Raw genomic sequence first — 19,485 nt, forward strand, 5'->3', positions numbered from 1 at the left:
AAAAAAAATCTCCCCTAGATGAATCCAGAGGAGATGTTTTTTAGGGCAGGGATTAACTGCTATCGAATTAACTGCAACCCATGCTGGTACCGCAGTTTAAACACTTATAACATGTGCCACTTCTGATGGTTAAATGTCCGCAAGTGCTACAAGCAGGCGCATCGCTTTGCATACTTTTAGCTGCTGCATTTACCGCATCCATTCCACTATTTCCCGCGGCAGCTGAAGTTGCTGCTGCACGCTGTAACTTGGGTGAAGCAGGACCTTCTGCAGGAGTAGTATTGGCAGATGGAGCGGTTACTCTAATACTACTGAGTTCGGGCTTTCCCAAAAAAGTAGCATCTCCCTCCTCTTCTCCTGTATTGCCTACAGTAGGTCTGTCTAATACATGAACCAAATCGGTTCTGTTTAGGTATTCATATCCTAGTGCACGGAAAACAAAATCTACCAATGAAGTAGTTGTTTTGATATTTGGATGATCTACCATTCCAGCTGGCTCAAAACGAGTAAACACAAATTTGTCTACGAACTCTTCTAATGGAACACCATATTGCAAACCAACTGAGATAGATATTGCAAAGCAGTTCATTAAACTACGTAAAGTAGATCCTTCTTTAGCCAGGTCAATAAAGATTTCTCCCAATGTACCATCGTTGTATTCTCCTGTTCTTAAGAATACCACTTGGCCACCAATTTTTGCTTTCTGGGTAAATCCTCTGCGCTTAGCTGGCAAGGATTTTCTTTCAACAATTCTAGACAAAGCACGCTTTAATTCTGTATCAGTTGATGCAGTCATTCGCTTGGTCACTTCTTCTAGCAACTCATCTACGGTCAATTTGCCTAAATCTACTATAGTTGATTCTTCAGTTAGAACGGCTTGTGTTGAAGCTGTTTCTTCTGTTTCTTCTTCTGTTTTCTTTTTCTTCTCGCTCTTGTTGCTCAAAGGTTGGCTTAATTTAGACCCATCGCGGTATAAAGCATTTGCTTTAAGACCCAACTGCCAACTCATTAAATAACAATCAGCAATTTCTTCTACTGTTGCTTCATGTGGAAGGTTAATGGTTTTAGAAATGGCACCACTTAAGAATGGTTGACATGCAGCCATCATTCTAATATGGCCATATGCATGAATATATCTTTCTCCTTTTTTACCGCACTTATTAGCGCAATCAAATACAGTAAGGTGTTCATCTTTTAAGAAAGGCGCACCTTCTATTGTCATTGTTCCACATACAAAATCGTTGGCTGCATCAATTTGCTCTTCTGTAAACCCAATTGCTTCTAATAAATTGAAGTTCCAGTCTTCGTATTGTGCAGGAGTAAAGCCCAATCTTTGCATACACTCATCACCTAAAGTAAAGCGATTAAAGATAAACGCAATTTCAAATGCTGAACGAGCAGCTCCATTTAGTTTGTCAATCTCCGCTGCAGTAAATCCTTTTGCAGCTAAACTTGCATTGTTTATATAAGGCGAGTTCTCAAAATTGGCAGAACCAACAGCGTATTGTTCAATGGCTTTTGCTTGTTCAGGATTGTATCCTAAATTCTTTAAAGCCTGAGGTACAGATTGGTTAATAATTTTGAAATATCCACCACCACTTAATTTCTTAAACTTCACTAAAGCGAAATCTGGCTCAACACCTGTGGTATCACAATCCATTACCAAACCAATGGTACCAGTTGGTGCAATAACAGTAGTTTGTGCATTTCTATAACCATATTTCTCGCCTAATTGAACTGCATCATCCCATGCACGGGTTGCTGCTTTAAGCATATAATCGGGGCAGTATTGCGCTTTAATACCTTGAGGCTTAATTTCAATACCTACATAAGCATCAGTAGCATCATAAGCAGCTGCACGATGGTTGCGCATTACACGCAACATGTCTTCTTTGTTTTCTTCGTACTTGTCAAAAGTGCCTAAGAAAGAAGCCATTTCCGCTGAGGTTTTGTATGCTACTCCAGTCATGATAGCAGAAATTGCACCAGCAATTCCACGAGCTTCTTCACTGTCATATGCAATACCACTTACCATTAGCATAGAACCTAAGTTGGCAAAGCCCAAACCTAATGTTCTGTAATCGTAAGACAATTGTGCCACTTCTTTAGAAGGGAACTGCGCCATCAAAACAGAAATTTCTAGCACAGTGGTCCACAAGCGAGTGGTGTATTCAAATCCTTCTACATCAAAAATATTATTGTCGTCGTTGTGAAACTTGCGCAAGTTAATAGAAGCCAAGTTACAAGCAGTATTGTCTAAGAACATATACTCTGAACAAGGGTTAGACGCATTAATGCGACCACCTTTAGGACAGGTATGCCATTCGTTGATAGTAGTGTCATATTGAGTTCCAGGATCTGCACAACGCCATGCTGCATAGGAAATTTTATCCCATACTTCTCTTGCAGGAATTTTCTTCATAACCCTGCCATCTGTTCTTGCTTTTAATTCCCAATCACCGTTTGCTTCTAAAGTATGGAAAAACTCATTGGGGATTCTTACAGAGTTATTAGAGTTTTGTCCTGATACTGTTGCATAAGCTTCTCCCTCATAACCATTATCGTATCCAGCAGCTACTAAAGCAGCTACTTTCTTTTCCTCTTCCACTTTCCAGTTAATGAATTCCATTATTTCTGGATGATCTAAGTCTAGGCAAACCATTTTAGCCGCTCTTCTTGTTGTACCACCACTTTTAATTGCCCCTGCTGCACGATCCCCAATTTTTAAGAAGCTCATCAATCCACTTGATGTACCGCCGCCACTTAATTTTTCGCCACCGCCACGAATTTGAGAGAAATTGGTTCCTACACCAGAACCATATTTAAAAATTCTTGCTTCACGAGTCCACAAATCCATGATACCACCTTCATTCACTAAATCGTCGCTAACGCTCAAGATAAAGCAAGCATGTGGCTGAGGACGCTCATAAGCATTGGTAGACTTTTTTAGTTTACTGTCTTTAGGATCTACAAAATAATGCCCTTGTGGTTTTCCGGTAATACCATAAACTTCATGTAACCCAGTATTGAACCACTGAGGTGAATTGGGAACACAAGCTTGATTTAAAATACTGTATGCCAACTCATCATAAAATACTTGGGCATCTTTTTCTGATGCAAAATAGCCATAACGCTCACCCCAAACTCTCCAACAATGTGCCATACGGTGCGCTACTTGCTTCACACTGGTTTCTCTACCCAAAGAACCATCGGGTTGAGGAACACCTGCTTTTCTAAAATATTTTTGAGCAAGAATATCTGTAGCAATTTGGCTCCATTGTTTTGGAACCTCTACATTATTCATTTCAAAAACCTTTTCACCGTTCGGGTTTTTGATTACGCTGTCGCGGTAATCGTATTCGAACATATCGTAGGGGCTAACACCATCATTGGTGAAGCGGCGGCTGAATTGCAAGCCTTTGGGAGCGCGTGGATTAGGCATATCGCAGTTAATGTTTAAAATGTAATTAATGGGTCCCTGCCAAACGGTACTTTGTAGAGGCGGTTGACGAAAATATCTTTCCATTTTCAAAATCCAATAGCGTAAATATGCACAGCTTGTGGATAAGGAAGGTGGATAATTTGCTAGCTCAAATCCACGTTGGTTTTGACCAATTATGCACAGGTGTCAATAAGATTATTAGGTAATTGTGGCTGTATGAACTGTTTATACTTTTAGCCAAAATAGTTAAACAAAATGAATCAATTTTAACAGATGGTAAGATCCCAACTAATAAATGCTTTAAACGAAAACTTTTCTGCATTTTTGCAAGACTATCTATATTGGCATGAAGCACGCGATCTACCAACAAATTACACAACGAAAAAAACACGGGAAGAAATCTTTTGCTGTTCTAATTGACCCAGATAAAGTAAACGCTGGTAATATTCAGGAATTGGTAAAATTATCTGTAGAAGCCCATGTAGACTACTTTTTTGTTGGTGGCAGCTTGGTAATTTCTAGTCATTTAGACGAATGCATTCAACAAATTAAAGCAGCTTGCAATATACCTGTAATACTCTTTCCTGGCTCTCCCTCTCAAGTAAGCAAATATGCCGATGCCTTATTGTACTTGTCGTTAATTTCAGGCCGAAACCCAGAATTACTAATTGGGCAACATGTTATTTCAGCTCCTTTTGTTAAAAAATCTGGTTTGGAAATCATGCCAACAGGTTATATGGTAATTGATGGTGGTGCACCCACTACAGTGAGTTATATCTCTAATGCTTCACCTATACCTGCAGACAAAAGTGAAATTGCCATGTGCACTGCCATGGCAGGTGAAATGCTGGGTATGCAATTGATTTACATGGATGCTGGTAGTGGTGCTAAAAGACCTATCACCGAACAAATGATAGAAAAAGTTGCCAAACATATTGAAGTGCCATTAATTATAGGCGGTGGAATAACAGAGCCAGAAAAAGCATACTTGAATTGCAAAGCAGGGGCAGATATCATAGTAATAGGCAATGCAATAGAAAAAGATCCTTCTCTTATTAAAGAAGTGAGTGCTGCTATTCATTCTGTTGCTATTGTAAATGCTGGTTAAATCTTTGCATGTCTCAGTTCAATTTATTTAATCAAACAGAAGACAATATACTCCCCAAAGATGGTATAGTGCAATACTATGGCACAGTTTTTAACCAAGAGGAAGCCAATAATTATTTATTGTTACTACTCAAATATATTGAGTGGAAAAATGATGAAGTGAAAATTTTTGGCAAACAAATTATCACCAAACGAAAAGTGGCATGGTATGGCTCCAAACCATTTTTATACCGCTATTCAAATACATCAAAAACTGCACTTCCATTTACCACTGAATTATTTGCAATAAAAGCTATTGTTGAAAAAGTTTCGAATGAAACCTACAATTCCTGCTTATTAAATTTATACCACCATGGCGAAGAAGGTATGGGTTGGCATAGCGATGCAGAGCCAGAGCTAAAACCCAATGGTGCTATTGCTTCCATCAGTTTTGGAGCCGAAAGAAAATTTAATTTCAAGCATAAAATTACACAAGAGAAAAAACAAATTATATTACAGCACGGTAGTTTATTGGTCATGAAAGGAACTACACAAAGTTTTTGGCAACATCAACTTCCTCCTTCAAAATTGATTAAAGATGTAAGAATTAATCTCACATTCAGAACCATTCAGGAATGAAAAAGAAACCATTTTTCCTAACGAAGTTTTGGAAAAACTTAGGCCCAGGATTGGTTACTGGATCTAGTGATGATGACCCTTCTGGCATTGCAACTTATTCGCAAGCAGGAGCCCAGTTTGGACTAACTACTTTATGGACCGCATTTATCACTTTTCCATTAATGGCTGCTATACAAGAAATGTGTGGAAGAATTGGATTGGTTTCTGGGCAAGGACTTTCAGGCACTTTAAAAACCCATTACCCAAAACCTGTTCTATATTTAATGATACTATTCAGCTTTCCTGCGATTGTATTAAATATAGGTGCCAATATTGCTGGCATGGGCGCCGTTGGAAACTTATTATTTCCTACAATTGATGCCAACTATTTTAGTGTTTGCTTTACGGTTATTTTGTTGGTTTTAATTATTTACTTGCCCTATGAAAAAATTGCTGCTGTTCTGAAATACCTCTGTTTGGTATTATTGGTTTACCTTATTGTTCCTTTTTTGTACAAACAGGATGTTAAAGCAATTTTATTGAACACTTTCTTGCCTAAAATTCATTTTAGCAAAGAATACTTGGCAACCTTGGTAGCCATTTTAGGAACCACCATTTCACCTTATCTTTTTTTCTGGCAGGCAACCATGTCGGTTGAAGATCTAAAGCATAGAAAGAAGAAACTAGTAGTTAATAAAAAAATTATCGCAGAAATGCGACAAGATATAGATACTGGTATGTTGTTTTCAAATATTGTGATGTATTTTATCATTTTAACAACTGGTACTGTCTTATTTAATGCCGGAATTCATCAAATCACTACAGTTGAAGAAGCAGCACAAGCATTAAAACCATTAGCTGGTGAAGCTGCCTACATGCTGTTTGCCGTTGGAATTATTGGAACAGGATTTTTAGCCATCCCCGTTTTAAGTGGAGCATTATCTTACATGATTACAGAAATATTTTCTTGGGAAAACGGGCTAGATAAAAAATTTCAGGAAGCAAAAGCATTTTATACCATTATCATTATTTCCCTTTTACTAGGACTTACCATCAATTATATTGGTATTTCTCCTATTAACGCCTTAATATACGCTGCCATATTGTACGGCTTAACGGCCCCAGTTTTAATTGCGATTATTTTGCATATTGCTAATAATAAAAAAGTGATGAAGACCTATACAAACAGCGCTTGGTCTAATATATTGGGAGGAACTGCATTTGTATTAATGCTGGCTGCTACAATTGGATTACTCCTGATGTATATTTTTTAATTTGGTGTACCTTTAAAGGGAACAGCTTATAGACTAAATTAAACCCAATGACTAGGAAAATACTATTGTCGTTTATAATACTCATCCAATTTTCAATTACTGCTTTTGCTCAATTAAAGGAGGGCGAAGGAAAAGTAAGTGTACAAGGTGGTAAAATATGGTATAGAATTATTGGCAAAGGCAAGGGCATTCCAATTCTTATGTTGCACGGAGGTCCAGGAGGAACAAGCCGATCTTTTTATCAATTTGAATCAATTGGTAACGATCGGCCAATAATTATATTTGACCAATTAGGAAGTGGAAGATCAGATTATCATACTGATACTTCATTATTAAAAGTTCCGTTATTTGTAGAACAGGTAAGCGCGTTGGTGAGCAGCCTTCAGCTCAATTCATTCTACTTGCATGGCCATTCATGGGGAACTGCATTGGCATTGGAGTACTATTTACAATATCCAAAAGGAGTTAAAGCCATTATTTTCAATAGTCCTTATTTTAGTACAAAACTTTGGAAAAAAGATGCAGACGTTTTAATTAAAACCTTACCTGATAGTATTCAAATTGCAATAGCTGAAGCAGAAAAAACGGGTAACTTTAACAGTGCAGCATATACAAATGCAAATACGGTTTACGCGAAAAATTTTGGTGTTCGAAATACTAGACTTTCTAGTGACCTAGATACAATTATGGCGGCAGGAAATGGTTTTATTTACAACTACATGTGGGGCCCTACCGAATTTACTGCCACAGGAACGTTAATCAACTATGATCGAATTAGTAGTTTACCTAAAATTAAAGTGCCTGCTCTTTTTATTACAGGCGAGTTTGATGAAGCAAGGCCACAAACAGTTCGCTATTTTAGTAGTTTAGTTAAGAATAGCCAATTTGGAATAATTGAAGGGGCAGGTCATGGAACCATGCACGACAATAAAGCCAAAAATATTCAATTGATTAAAGATTTTATTGCAACAGTAGAGCAAACAAAAAAATAAACCACAACATGAAAATTTTAGTTACTACCGACTTTTCGTTAAACTCTAAAGCAGCTATCCAATTTGCTGCAAACTTTTCTAATCAAATTAAAGGGGCTGAACTTATTTTTTATTCAGCAGTTGAAATGATGCAACCTGCTTCTTGGAATTTATCCTTTTACAAAAAATATGTTACTGAAGAAAAGAACAGACTAACCAAAGACTTAGAAAAATTTGTAAAATCTGCTTTAGGTGCAAATAAAAAAGCATTGCTCGGCTGTAAATACATGATTGATTTTACTCAAAGTACGGAACAAGCTATCATTGAATATGCTGCTAAAAGTAAATGTCAATTCATTTGTATTGCTACCAATGGTGCGGGTGTTTTAAGAAAATTAATGGGAACGCATACTTCTTATTTGGTTAACCACTCTACTGTTCCGGTAATGGCAATTCCATCTAAATATAAAACCGTAGCAATCAAGAAAATCACCTATGTATCCGACTTTGAAAACATGGTTCAAGAACTCAATAAGGTTGCCAAATTGGGTGGTTTGCTTAAGGCTCAAACAGAGGCTTTACACTATGCACGCATGGGTGCTAATTATCCTGAAACCATTAAAAAAACCAAGGTGTTTGCTAAACCTGCCTATACTGGAGTTAAGTTCAATATACTAGAAACAAATATTGAATATTCATTAGTAGAGCGGCTAACTAAATACATTGGAAAGCAACACCCAGATTTAATTATTTTATTTACCAGGCAGAAAAAAGGATTCTTTGAGCAATTATTTTTACCCAGTAAAGCTGCAGAGCTCACATTCTCTACTAAAATTCCCACTTTGATATATCCAAAAAAATAATACCTAATATGACTTTGGTAAAAATTGCTTCAACAATAGTTATTACTGGCTTCTTACATTTAACTATACAAGCTCAAAGCCAACAAAGAGCTCGTGATTATGGCATCCATATTGGCGTATTAAAAACAGGGAAATTAAATAGTATTACCGATGTTAATGGAATAACAGTAGGCCATAGTACAGTCAAAAAAGGGGATTCTGTAAATACTGGTGTAACAGTAATTCTTCCACATCAGGGAAATATTTTTCAACAAAAAGTTCCTGCTGCAGTTTACACAGGAAATGGGTTTGGAAAACTTGCTGGTAGTACTCAAATTAATGAATTAGGAAATATAGAAACGCCTATTGCACTCACTAATACCTTGAGTGTTTCTGCAGCCATGAATGGCTTGATAACGCATACACTTGCCCAAGTAGGCAATGAAAAAATAAGTTCTGTTAATGCGGTTGTAGGCGAAACAAATGATGGTTATTTAAATGATATCAGAGGCCGGCATGTAAGCGAACAAAATGTATTAGAAGCAATTAAAAATGCTACTTCAGCGCAAGTAATGGAAGGTGCTGTAGGAGCTGGCACGGGTACGGTTTGCTTTGGTTTTAAAGGCGGTATTGGAACTGCTTCTAGAAAACTGCCTAATAGCTTAGGTGGATATACCATTGGCGTATTGGTTCAATCAAATTTTGGAGGTGTATTAACCATTGATGGCATTGGCGTTGGAGAATATTTACAAAAATTCAGTTTTAGCAATGAGCTATTGAATAATGTAGATGGATCATGTATGATTGTTGTAGCAACTGATGCTCCTTTAGACCACCGTAACCTCATGAGAATGGCTAAAAGAGCCATGTTGGGTTTAGGAAGAACGGGGGGCATTGCTTCCAATGGTAGTGGTGATTATGTAATTGCTTTTTCAACATTTGAACAAAACAGGATATTACACCAAACTAATAATGAGCCGAAAGAAATACGCAATTTGCATAACGATGCAATCTCCCCATTATTTATGGCTACCATTGAAGCAACGGAAGAAGCAATTATTAATTCGCTGTTTGCTGCTACAGAAACACTGGGTATCAAAGGAAAAAAAGTTGCTGCCCTACCCATACAACAATTATTGCCATTATTTATAAAAGAGAAAAAATGAGTGAAAGGTATATTAGTGTGAACGGAGAAATAATACAAGCAAATAGTTTGTGCATTCCTGCATCAGATTTAGCTATTCAAAGAGGGTATGGCATTTTTGATTTTTTGGTTACCGTTAATGGCAAACCCATTTTTTTTGAAGACCATATCAATCGATTTTATCTTTCTGCTGAAGCAATGCACCTTCCAGTTTTGTTGAACAAATTGTCTCTTATTGAAGCAATTGAACAGTTAATGCAAGAAAATAGCTTACCCAATTCAGGTATTCGCATAACCCTTACGGGAGGAGATTCACCAGATGGTTATTCTATAGGGAATCCAAATTTAATCATTAGCCAATCTCCCTTTAATTACCCAAAACAAGTACTTGAGAATGGCTTACAATTGATTACCCACGAACACCAACGACAGTTACCAACTATTAAAACCATTGACTACTTAAAAGCCATTTATTTGCAACCAACTATCAAAGCTGCTGGAGCGGATGATGTATTGTATTTTTTTAACGGAAAGGTAACCGAATGCCCAAGGGCCAACTTTTTTATAGTTACTGAGCTAAACGAAGTGCTTACCCCAAAAGATAATATTCTGCATGGTGTAACTCGAAAACACGTACTAAATCTAAAAGGTTATACAATCAAAGAAGCCAATATCTCTTTAGAAATGCTGGCTTCAGCTAAAGAAGCTTTTATTAGTAGTTCTACTAAAAATATCCTTCCAGTAACGGCAATCAATGGAAATGGTATAGGTGATGGTAAGCCAGGCCCTATTACCCGAAATTTATATAATCAATTAGTTCAACTAAAAGGTATTTCATTTTAAATTTAAATAGCGTAATTAAAATATCATCCAATGAAAACACTTACTTCACTAATAGCGGTCATTTGTGTTACTACTTTTTTGAGTTGTAAAACAGTTAACAATGAACCAACTGTAACAAACGATTATTTTAAGCAAACTGATGAGGGTATACAAAATGGTGGTGTACAAATGATTCCGATTACAACAGCGAGTGGAACATTTACTATTTGGACTAAAAGGATTGGAAATAATCCCACCATGAAGTTACTACTGTTGAATGGAGGCCCCGGAGCTACGCATGAATATTTTGAGTGCTTTGAGAATTTCATGCCTGCAGAAGGGATTGAAATCATTTACTATGATCAATTGGCTTGCGGCAATTCTCAAGACCCAAAAGATACCAGCTTGTTCAATTTAGCTAGGTATGTAGATGAAGTAGAACAGGTGAGAAAAGCACTCAATTTAAACCAAGACAATTTTTATTTATTAGGACATTCATGGGGTGGAATTTTGGCCATGGAATATGCATTAAAATACCAGCAAAATTTAAAAGGGGTAATCATTTCTAATATGATGAGCGATGCCATAGAATATGGAAAATATGCGGACGATGTTTTAGCAAAACAAATGGATCCAAAAATTTTAGACACTATTAGAGGGTTAGAAGCAAAGAAAGATTTTGGAAATCCTAAGTATATGGACTTGCTGTACAATCATTTTTACACCAAGCATATTTTAAGAATGCCTTTGAGCGAATGGCCTGAACCGGTAAATCGATCTTTTGCCAAAATGAACCAGTCTTTATATATTACTATGCAAGGTCCAAGCGAATTTGGCATATCTGGAAAACTAACTACCTGGTCTGTAAAAAATCAACTTAACCAAATAAAAGTTCCCACTTTAGTAGTGGGTGCAGAACACGATACTATGGACCCTGCTCATATGAAGTGGATGGCAGGGGCTGTAGAAAATGGCACTTATTTATATTGTGCCAACGGAGGACATATGAGTATGTACGATGATCAAGCAACCTATTTTAAAGGTTTAATTCATTTCATGAAAGGAGTTAATAAAGGAGAGAAAAAAAATATTGTACCTTAAAATCTTTTATAACTTAATCCAAAACTTTAAATCTTCATTGCTACCAATTCCTACCACTTGGTAAGTACTGGGCATTTCATTTTCTGAACTGTGGAATGTGGCAATCCTGGTTCCTGACGGAAGTTGTTTGAGTTGCTTATATAATTTTCGATTATACAAATTGAATAGCTCATGACTTTGAACAACATTTTGATCAATAGCATCATTGTCTATCAGATTTTCATAAAAGGCATTATAAAAATAAAAATGTTGGTATTGAGTAAAATTGATTTCTGTAAAATTACCAGTCAAAAATTCGGTATTAGATAGTGATAATTCTAGTGCTACCGATTGTGCAATTTGAGTAAGCGATTTCCGCTGTTCAATACCCGCAAATACAGTATTGGGATAAAGTTTAGCCCCTATTAAACAAAACTTACCTACACCACTGCCAATATCTAAAATACGAGTGTTTGAACCAACAGCTAAGAAGGCAGCCGCTTCTTTAGCAACACTTAATGGTGTCCAATGTCGGCTGGCCAATGCCGAAATTTCTTTGGGGTAAAGCTGATTAAATTTTTCGTCAGAACTAAAGCATTCCATTTACAAATATCTATATTATAAAACAGATTTTATTTGATAATTACTCATTGTTAAATAAATAGCACCTGTTTTGGGGCCTGCTTCTTTCATTTTCTTTCGATCTAGTTCAGTATCTTTTCCCATGAAGTTAATTGGGATACGAATTTTTTCAATCTCAAAATTCACGGTAACTTTATCTGGCAAAACTTTTGAGTCGGTATTGTATTGAAAAATTAACAGGTAAGATCCGTCTTTCTTAGTATTAATTTCAGACTCCATCACTCTTTTTAATTTAGTATCAATTAAAATGGTTGCAATAGAGAAATCGGCCCTTTTATCTGTTGGAATTATATTAATTGCTTTGTACAACTTGGAACCTCGCTGTTCTAATCCTCTATCTACGGTTATAAATGAATACTCCAGTAAACTATTCAATGAAAAATCCATCCCTCTTTTTGGCAACATAACAAAATCATCAGACGAGAATTTCACTTTCTTTCCTTTAACATAATACATCTGGGCCTTTTTAACTGGCATGTTGATAAAAGAAATATCAACTTCTAATTTTAATTGAGTACTAAAAGACAATATAGAATCAAGTCTACTTTTAGCTTTCAATAAATCGGCATCTATCTCTTGTGCAAATAGCCCTATGCATAAAAAATGTAATAAAAATAAAACTGCAATTTTTTTCATTACCCAATGTCTTTTTTGTGAAACCAATAGATACCTGCCCCCATAAATAATATGCAATAAGCAAAGCTTAGAACACTATTAAAAATGATTTGTTGCCAATTAATAGTATAATAAAAGAAGTACTGCCAAGTATCATTCAATTTGGCGAAAAATAATTGATTAAACCAATTATCTCCAAAATCAACTTTCAATAATATATTTGAAAGGATTAAGAAAAAGGCCGATACAATCCAAGTCTTGGTAGCTTCTTTAAAAAGAATTGCAATGGTTAAACTAGCAACCGAAAAAAATACCATCGACAAAGCACCAGAAACGAAAGACCACTGTAATCTTTTTATAGCATCATTTGCATCAAAAAAATTCAAACCATTTAAGTACACCACTAAGTCTCCCTTTCCAAAAAAAGCATAAGACAACCCAAATGAACTAGCAGCCAATAATCCCACAACCAATAAAGTAAACCCAATTGCAACCAGGTATTTACTTAAAATATATTTCCATTTGCTTACTGGTTGAAGCATAATAGTCTGTAAGGTTCTGTCTTTATATTCTGATGTTAAAGTTCCCGAAACCACTATCATAAGTATTAAGGGTAAATGAAACCAAAGGGTATTGAGAATTAAATAAATTAATAAGTTGCCATTCAATAAAGTTCCTTCAAAATAAAATTTCTGCTTTAAATTTTCTAAAAGCAAATCAATGATGGTAGTCCCTTGATAATAAGCACTGAATAAAATCAGGAGCTCAATAGAAAAGAGTGCTCCCAAAGCATAATAAGTTTTACTTTGCTTAAAGAGCTTATATATTTCTGCTTTTAATAGGTATTGCATTAACAATTGGTTTCAAATAGTTTTTCCATACTCAATTCAGGAGTACAAGAAGTGATATAAATTTGTTCTGCAGCTAATAACTGTATTAAAGACGGCACTTCTGCAGCAGCAATCGTTACCATAGCACAATTCCCTTTAAATTCAACAGGATAGTTTTTTAAACATACTGACTGCTTAATATTGTCTGCACAAATATTATATACATAAGTATTCTCGGCAATCAATTGCTGGGCTGGACCAGCATTTACCAATTTACCTTCTTTTAATACATATAATGTATGGCAAAGCTTACTCAACTCTTCTATAATATGCGATGACAATAAGATGGCCAACTGTTCTTTTTCTGCTAAATCGGCAATCAACCTTCTTAAAGAACTAACCCCTAACGGATCTAAACCAGTAAAAGGTTCATCTAATACTAAACATGCAGGATTATTCAAGAGTGCAATGGCTATTCCTAATCTTTGCTTCATCCCCATTGAAAAGTTTGCTACTTTATCGGTTCTATTGGTAGGCAATCCTACCTTAACTAAGTGTGTAGCTATTTCTTGTTTTGTTAATTGAAGCCCTTGTATGCTGGCAAATAAATGAATATTATCATAGGCATTCAGGTATTCATACAATGCCGGCTTTTCAATGATTCCTCCAATAGGTTTAACAGATTGGTTGGGTAATACAACCTGACCAGAATCAGGCGTAATTAAGCCAAATAAAATTTTGAATAAAGTAGTTTTACCTGCACCGTTGGCCCCTAATATGCCACAAATTTCTCCGGCAGCACAACCGATACTCACATTATCAAGAACTTTTCTTTTCCCGTATACCTTGCTGAGATTGGTTCCTGAAATAATCATGCTTGTAAAACTAGTTGTTGATAATCGGAATAATTGAATTTAGGTTTGTAATTACCCTCAAGGAAGGTACGAGACCAAAAATGCTTTTTGAAACCAAACCAAGGATCTTTAATCATAAAATAAGGTACATAGTGATACCATTTAACTCCTTTTGCTATGTAATAGGCTTTTACTTCTTCGCCAATCCCCAATTCTTTAGCCGCTTCTAATGCGGCCATCCGTTGACATTTAGATCCAATATATGTATCTACAATTCTTCTATTAAAGCCATGCATGAAAAACTGGTCTTTTGCCCGCTTATAATTTTGGTACCTACTCCATCCGTCTGCTAATACTAGAAAAATATGAATAAACGAAAACATAAAACTCCATGCCCAGAAAAAAATGATCCAATTTGAATAATATGTATATGCTTCATTCAACTTTACCCAATAAAACCAAGATTCAAGAATAAAAATTACCAAAGAGTAATACAATAGCCTTCCCACTCTTAAATAAGATAGCAATGGGTGGGGCTGCTTGGGTAATACACTGAAATACATATGGCTAAAGTTAACAATAGAAACAAATCAAATCAAAAAAATGTAATACCAGTTTAATAGACTACCTTACACATATCCAACTCCACCGGATTCTATCCTTTACCTCGTTCTACTAAGAACCCCAGGATTCTACCCATTTCGTAGCAACATCATTTTTAACCAAATTAAACCAGGCAACAATATCGTTATGCCAAGCTATGAAAGTTTACATAAAATATATGGTCAGCTTACGATGTAAGCTATTAGTAAAAGAAATTTTGCAAGACTTAGACATCCCATACCAAAGAATTGACTTAGGAGAAGTATTAATGACCAAGCCAATTGATCAAGAAAAAGTAGAGAATTTCAGGAAAGTTTTATTAAAATATGGACTTGAATTAATAGACGACAAAAAAGCGGTGCTTATTAGTCAAATTAAGGGAGTCATCATAGAAATGATCCACTATAGTGAAGACGAACCAGTAGTAAACTTTTCTACATTTTTAAGCGATAAACTTTCATACAACTATACTTACTTATCTAACTTGTTTTCAGAAATACAGGGTAGTACCATTGAACAATTTATCATTTTACACAAGATTGAACGAGTAAAAGAATTAATCATCTACAACGAATTAAATCTTACTGAAATAGCTTGGAAACTACACTATAGTAGTGTTGCACATCTTTCTAACCAGTTTAAAAAAATTACAGGATTAACCCCCTCATATTTTAAAGCAATGGCCAACAAGAAAAGAGAAGTACTTGAGAATCTGTAAAAATTATAAATATTAATCTCAATACTGTAATAAAAATAATTTATATAATCTGAACCTTTACTAAAACTACCCTATGCTACCGTTACAAAGTGAAAAAGAAACAAGTGATATTGAAAAATCAAAAGTGTATATAACAGTGGAAATCATTGAATATATCCCCAACTCAATTGTGATCAAAACGATATTAAGAAAATCCACGGGGAATATAAGTGTAATGTCATTTGATAGTGGGGAGGGATTAACTGAGAAAAAGACCCCCTTCGATACATTCATACAATTAATAGATGGCCAGGCAGAAATTATTATAGATGGGAAAACCCAAATTCTTAAAACTGGCGATGCTGTTGTAATTCCCGCTCATTCAGCCAATACAATAAAACCAAATGGTCGATTCAAGCTTATTCAAACAATTATCAAAAGCGGATATGACCAAGTATGATAACAATATATAAACACGGGATTATTATTGAAAAAAGAGAAAACAACTTTGAATGTGAAGGGGTATTAAATCCTGCTGTAATAAAGCACAATGGAGAAATTCATATGTTTTATAGAGCTGTTAGCAAAGGCAATTACTCAACCCTAGGATATTGCATACTTAGCCATCCAACAGAGGTAAGCTATAGAATGGATACACCTATTTTAGTTCCAGAACATCCCTACGAAAAAAATGGCATAGAAGACCCAAGAATTGTATTGATAAACAATGAATTCATGATTACCTACACCGCTTTCGATGGTGTTAATGCATTGGGTGCATTAATAGTAACAAAAGATTTAAAAACATTTACTAAAAAAGGCATAATTGTTCCTAAACTAACCTACCCGAATTTTAGTAAACTAGCAGAATCTAAGAAGGACATCAATGAAAAATACCTTAGATACAATGAACACTGGAAAAGTCATGGACAATTAGATACTAATTTTTTACTTTGGGATAAAAATTTAATCTTTTTTCCAGAGAAAATTAATGGCTATTTCTATTTTATGCATAGAATAAAGCCAGATATATTAATTACGAGAGTAAAAGAATTAACTGAACTAACTACTACATTCTGGATTGACTATTTCATGCATTTCGAAGATTGCATCATGATTAGTCCAAAACATACGCACGAGATTAGTTATGTTGGTGGTGGTTGCCCACCAATTAAAACAGCAAAAGGATGGCTCATTATTTATCATGGAGTACATGATGAAGTAGAGGGATATATTTATTCGTCTTGCGCTGCACTATTTGAACTAGACAATCCACATATTGAAATAGCTAGATTACCCTACCCCTTATTTCAGCCAAAAGAATTATGGGAAATTAAAGGAATTGTAAACAATGTATGCTTCCCATCAGGAGCCATAGTAGAAGACAGTACACTATACATCTATTATGGGGCTGCAGATGAAAGAATTGGATGTGCTTCTACCAATATAAATGAACTAATAGAAGAACTACTTCTTTATAAAATATAATATGGAAGCACTATTAGATCATATTATACCATTAGAAATTAAAAGAGACCGCCTTTTTATTGCAACAAAAAGAATTGAATTACCTATTTTAGTAATGGTCACATCTTATCCGCCAAGAGAATGTGGAATAGCTACCTATGCAAATGACTTATACAACTCTTTATATAACAAATTTGATCAATCATTCTCTATACATATTTGTGCACTAGAACAGGAACATTCCAACTATACTTATGCTAGTGAGGTTAAATATAGATTAGATACCAGTAATGCGGAAAAATACACTCAACTGGCCCACCAATTAAATGCAAACGAGCAAATTCAACTCATCGTTTTTCAACACGAATTTGGCTTTTACCATGGCAACGATATAGTATTCCAAAGCTTTCTTAAATTATTATCAAAGCCATTCATCTTTGCGTTGCATACTGTATTGGGCAAACCAAACAATGAATTAAAAGAATACATGCAATTGATGTTAAACAAATCGGTTAAAACAATTGTAATGACCAAAAATGCTGCCAACATACTAAAGAATGACTATGGAATTGATTCAGCTAGCATTCATATAATAAGTCATGGCACCCATTTAGTTAGGCATACAGATAAAATACAACTGAAGAAAAAACATGGCTTATTAGGGAGAAAAATACTTTCTACATTTGGACTACTAAATTCAGGAAAAAGCATTGAAACAACATTAGATGCACTTTCAGCAATAATAGTAAAGGAACCTACAGTACTTTTTTTAATTATTGGAATTACTCATCCTGGTGTTGTAAAAATTGACGGAGAGTCATATCGTGAATCATTGCTATTTAAAATAAAACAATTACACTTAGAAGAACATGTTTTATTTATTAATCATTTTTTAGAATTACCTGAACTATTAGAATATTTACAATTAACAGATATCTATTTATTTACTTCGAATAATCCAAACCAAGCAGTGAGCGGCACTTTCTCTTATGCCATTAGTAGTGGATGCCCCATCATTGCAACTGCTATTCCACATGCGTTAGAAGTACTTGCCAACAATACAGGCATAATTGTAGACTTTAATAATAGTCAGCAATTATCGACTGCCATTATATCTTTATTATCAAATGATGCAAAAAGAGAAGAATTTAGTTTAAATGGAATTCATAAACTAGCTTCAACTGCATGGGAGAATAGTGCGTTAAAACATGCAAATATTTTTAGAGAAACGATTAAATCTGCACTCAGTTTAAATTTTAGTATCCCTGCTTTAAATTTGCACCACTTAAAAAAGTTAACTACCAAATTTGGTATCATTCAATTTGCTGTCTTAAACAAACCAGATTTAACATCGGGATACACATTAGACGATAATGCAAGAGCATTACTTGCCGTTGGAATGCATTTTGAAAATACCCGTCATTTTGAAAACCTTTATTTAATTGAAATCTATTTAGATTTTATTTCATTCTGTCAACAAGAAAAAGGTGATTTTTTAAACTATGTAAGTCAATTACAAGCATTCACAAACGAGAATGAACAATGTAATTTAGATGATGCAAATGGTAGAGCAATTTGGGCTTTAGGGTATATTATTGGATTAGAAGAAATACTGCCTAAAAATATAATTTCTAAAGCAAGTGGAATACTGAATAAATCAATTTCGCACTTAAATACAATTCACTCTACTAGGGCAATGGCTTTTATTATTAAAGGTCTAAGCTACAGCATCAAAAATATTTTTAACCAAAAAGCATATGACACTATCAATACGCTTGCGAATAGAGTGTATCAAATGTATTTACACGAATCATCCCAAAAATGGGCCTGGTATGAGGGCTATTTAACTTACGCTAATAGTCTACTACCCGAAGCCATGTTGTATGCATGGAAAGCTACAGGAAATTTGAAATTTAAAAAAACCGCAAAAGATAGTTTTCAGTTTTTATTAAGTCAAATTTTTACCGCAACAGGCATACATGTTATCTCAAATAAAAATTGGCACAATAAGGAAATAACCGGTTCATGTAATTTAGTTGGCGGAGAACAACCCATTGATGTTGCATACACCATACTTTCATTAAATAGTTTCTATATAGAGTTTGACGATGCATATTATAAAGAAAAAATGAAAATTGCTTTTGATTGGTTTCAAGGAAGAAATCATTTAAATGAAATCATCTACAATCCATGTACCGGAGGCTGCTATGATGGTTTAGAAGATAGTTATGTAAACCTAAACCAAGGTGCAGAGTCTACTTTAAGCTATTTAATGGCAAGGCTTGCCATTGACAAATATAATTTTTCGAACACTTAAAAAAAATACCATGAGTAATCTGTTATACACCATTGCTGTTATATTAATTATCCTTTGGGCAATTGGCTATTTTGGATATCATTCAGGTGGCATCATACATATCTTATTAGTGATTGCCATCATTGCCATTTTATTAAGAGTAATAAGAGGCAAAAGCCCACTATAAAAGTCGTGATTCTTC

The 19,485-nt window shown here is 34.9% G+C and carries 19 protein-coding genes; 13 read left to right on the forward strand and 6 right to left on the reverse strand.

Going from position 1 to position 19,485, the window contains the following annotated elements:
- Positions 1-67: 67 nt before the first annotated feature.
- Entirely contained in the window at positions 68-3,442 is a 3,375-nt protein-coding gene (locus Q8S25_RS05055; RefSeq protein ID WP_305535482.1) for a vitamin B12-dependent ribonucleotide reductase, read from the reverse strand.
- 346 nt (positions 3,443-3,788) lie between these two features.
- On the opposite strand from Q8S25_RS05055, the gene Q8S25_RS05060 reads away from it, so the two are divergent.
- Genes Q8S25_RS05060 through Q8S25_RS05095 form a run of 8 tightly spaced genes read left to right on the forward strand, consistent with a single transcriptional unit; the run spans position 3,789 to position 11,300 of the window.
- Entirely contained in the window at positions 3,789-4,550 is a 762-nt protein-coding gene (locus Q8S25_RS05060; protein ID WP_305535484.1) for a geranylgeranylglyceryl/heptaprenylglyceryl phosphate synthase, read from the forward strand.
- A gap of 8 nt (positions 4,551-4,558) precedes the next feature.
- Positions 4,559-5,167, forward strand: coding sequence for an alpha-ketoglutarate-dependent dioxygenase AlkB (locus tag Q8S25_RS05065; RefSeq protein WP_305535486.1), 609 nt, complete (start codon positions 4,559-4,561; stop codon positions 5,165-5,167).
- Positions 5,164-6,420, forward strand: coding sequence for an NRAMP family divalent metal transporter (locus Q8S25_RS05070; protein WP_305535488.1), 1,257 nt, complete (start codon positions 5,164-5,166; stop codon positions 6,418-6,420). Before Q8S25_RS05065 ends, Q8S25_RS05070 begins: the two co-directional genes overlap by 4 nt.
- A 47-nt stretch (positions 6,421-6,467) precedes the next feature.
- Positions 6,468-7,412 (forward strand): proline iminopeptidase-family hydrolase, encoded by a 945-nt coding sequence (locus Q8S25_RS05075; protein WP_305535490.1) that lies wholly within the window; start codon positions 6,468-6,470, stop codon positions 7,410-7,412.
- 8 nt (positions 7,413-7,420) lie between these two features.
- Positions 7,421-8,254, forward strand: coding sequence for a universal stress protein (locus tag Q8S25_RS05080; protein WP_305535492.1), 834 nt, complete (start codon positions 7,421-7,423; stop codon positions 8,252-8,254).
- Positions 8,255-8,262: 8 nt separating this feature from the next.
- Positions 8,263-9,399 (forward strand): P1 family peptidase, encoded by a 1,137-nt coding sequence (locus Q8S25_RS05085; RefSeq protein WP_305535493.1) that lies wholly within the window; start codon positions 8,263-8,265, stop codon positions 9,397-9,399.
- The gene (locus tag Q8S25_RS05090; protein ID WP_305535495.1) at positions 9,396-10,220 is read left to right on the forward strand and encodes an aminotransferase class IV; all 825 of its coding nucleotides are present in this window, start codon (positions 9,396-9,398) and stop codon (positions 10,218-10,220) included. Before Q8S25_RS05085 ends, Q8S25_RS05090 begins: the two co-directional genes overlap by 4 nt.
- Positions 10,221-10,250: 30 nt before the next feature.
- Entirely contained in the window at positions 10,251-11,300 is a 1,050-nt protein-coding gene (locus Q8S25_RS05095; protein ID WP_305535497.1) for a proline iminopeptidase-family hydrolase, read from the forward strand.
- A gap of 6 nt (positions 11,301-11,306) precedes the next feature.
- Here the strand turns inward: Q8S25_RS05095 and Q8S25_RS05100 are convergent, their stop codons facing one another.
- From Q8S25_RS05100 to Q8S25_RS05120, 5 genes are read right to left on the reverse strand one after another with little or no spacing between them, the layout of a single operon-like run.
- Positions 11,307-11,882: a methyltransferase domain-containing protein gene (locus Q8S25_RS05100; RefSeq protein ID WP_305535499.1), complete on the reverse strand. Its 576-nt coding sequence runs from the start codon at positions 11,880-11,882 to the stop codon at positions 11,307-11,309.
- 15 nt (positions 11,883-11,897) lie between these two features.
- The gene (locus Q8S25_RS05105; protein ID WP_305535501.1) at positions 11,898-12,557 is read right to left on the reverse strand and encodes a hypothetical protein; all 660 of its coding nucleotides are present in this window, start codon (positions 12,555-12,557) and stop codon (positions 11,898-11,900) included.
- Entirely contained in the window at positions 12,557-13,387 is an 831-nt protein-coding gene (locus Q8S25_RS05110) for an ABC transporter permease (protein WP_305535503.1), read from the reverse strand. Before Q8S25_RS05110 ends, Q8S25_RS05105 begins: the two co-directional genes overlap by 1 nt.
- Entirely contained in the window at positions 13,387-14,241 is an 855-nt protein-coding gene (locus tag Q8S25_RS05115) for an ABC transporter ATP-binding protein (RefSeq protein WP_305535505.1), read from the reverse strand. The genes Q8S25_RS05110 and Q8S25_RS05115 overlap by 1 nt, the downstream gene beginning before the upstream one ends.
- Positions 14,238-14,783 (reverse strand): hypothetical protein, encoded by a 546-nt coding sequence (locus Q8S25_RS05120; RefSeq protein ID WP_305535507.1) that lies wholly within the window; start codon positions 14,781-14,783, stop codon positions 14,238-14,240. Before Q8S25_RS05120 ends, Q8S25_RS05115 begins: the two co-directional genes overlap by 4 nt.
- A gap of 218 nt (positions 14,784-15,001) precedes the next feature.
- Between Q8S25_RS05120 and Q8S25_RS05125 the strand changes: the two genes are divergently transcribed.
- The 5 genes from Q8S25_RS05125 (at position 15,002) to Q8S25_RS05145 (ending at position 19,470) form a co-directional block, all read left to right on the forward strand.
- Positions 15,002-15,541, forward strand: coding sequence for an AraC family transcriptional regulator (locus tag Q8S25_RS05125; RefSeq protein WP_305535509.1), 540 nt, complete (start codon positions 15,002-15,004; stop codon positions 15,539-15,541).
- A 73-nt stretch (positions 15,542-15,614) separates the two neighbouring features.
- Complete coding sequence (locus Q8S25_RS05130; RefSeq protein ID WP_305535511.1) at positions 15,615-15,980, forward strand: cupin domain-containing protein; 366 nt, start codon at positions 15,615-15,617, stop codon at positions 15,978-15,980.
- Positions 15,977-17,008, forward strand: coding sequence for a hypothetical protein (locus Q8S25_RS05135; RefSeq protein ID WP_305535513.1), 1,032 nt, complete (start codon positions 15,977-15,979; stop codon positions 17,006-17,008). Before Q8S25_RS05130 ends, Q8S25_RS05135 begins: the two co-directional genes overlap by 4 nt.
- A gap of 1 nt (position 17,009) precedes the next feature.
- A complete protein-coding gene (locus Q8S25_RS05140; RefSeq protein WP_305535515.1) occupies positions 17,010-19,304 on the forward strand; it encodes a glycosyltransferase in 2,295 nt (764 codons plus the stop codon).
- 10 nt (positions 19,305-19,314) lie between these two features.
- A complete protein-coding gene (locus tag Q8S25_RS05145) occupies positions 19,315-19,470 on the forward strand; it encodes a lmo0937 family membrane protein (RefSeq protein ID WP_305535517.1) in 156 nt (51 codons plus the stop codon).
- The last annotated feature ends 15 nt before the right edge of the window (positions 19,471-19,485 follow it).

Origin of the sequence: Sediminibacterium sp. (assembly GCF_030695065.1) — a bacterium.
Classification (GTDB): Bacteria; Bacteroidota; Bacteroidia; order Chitinophagales; family Chitinophagaceae; genus Sediminibacterium.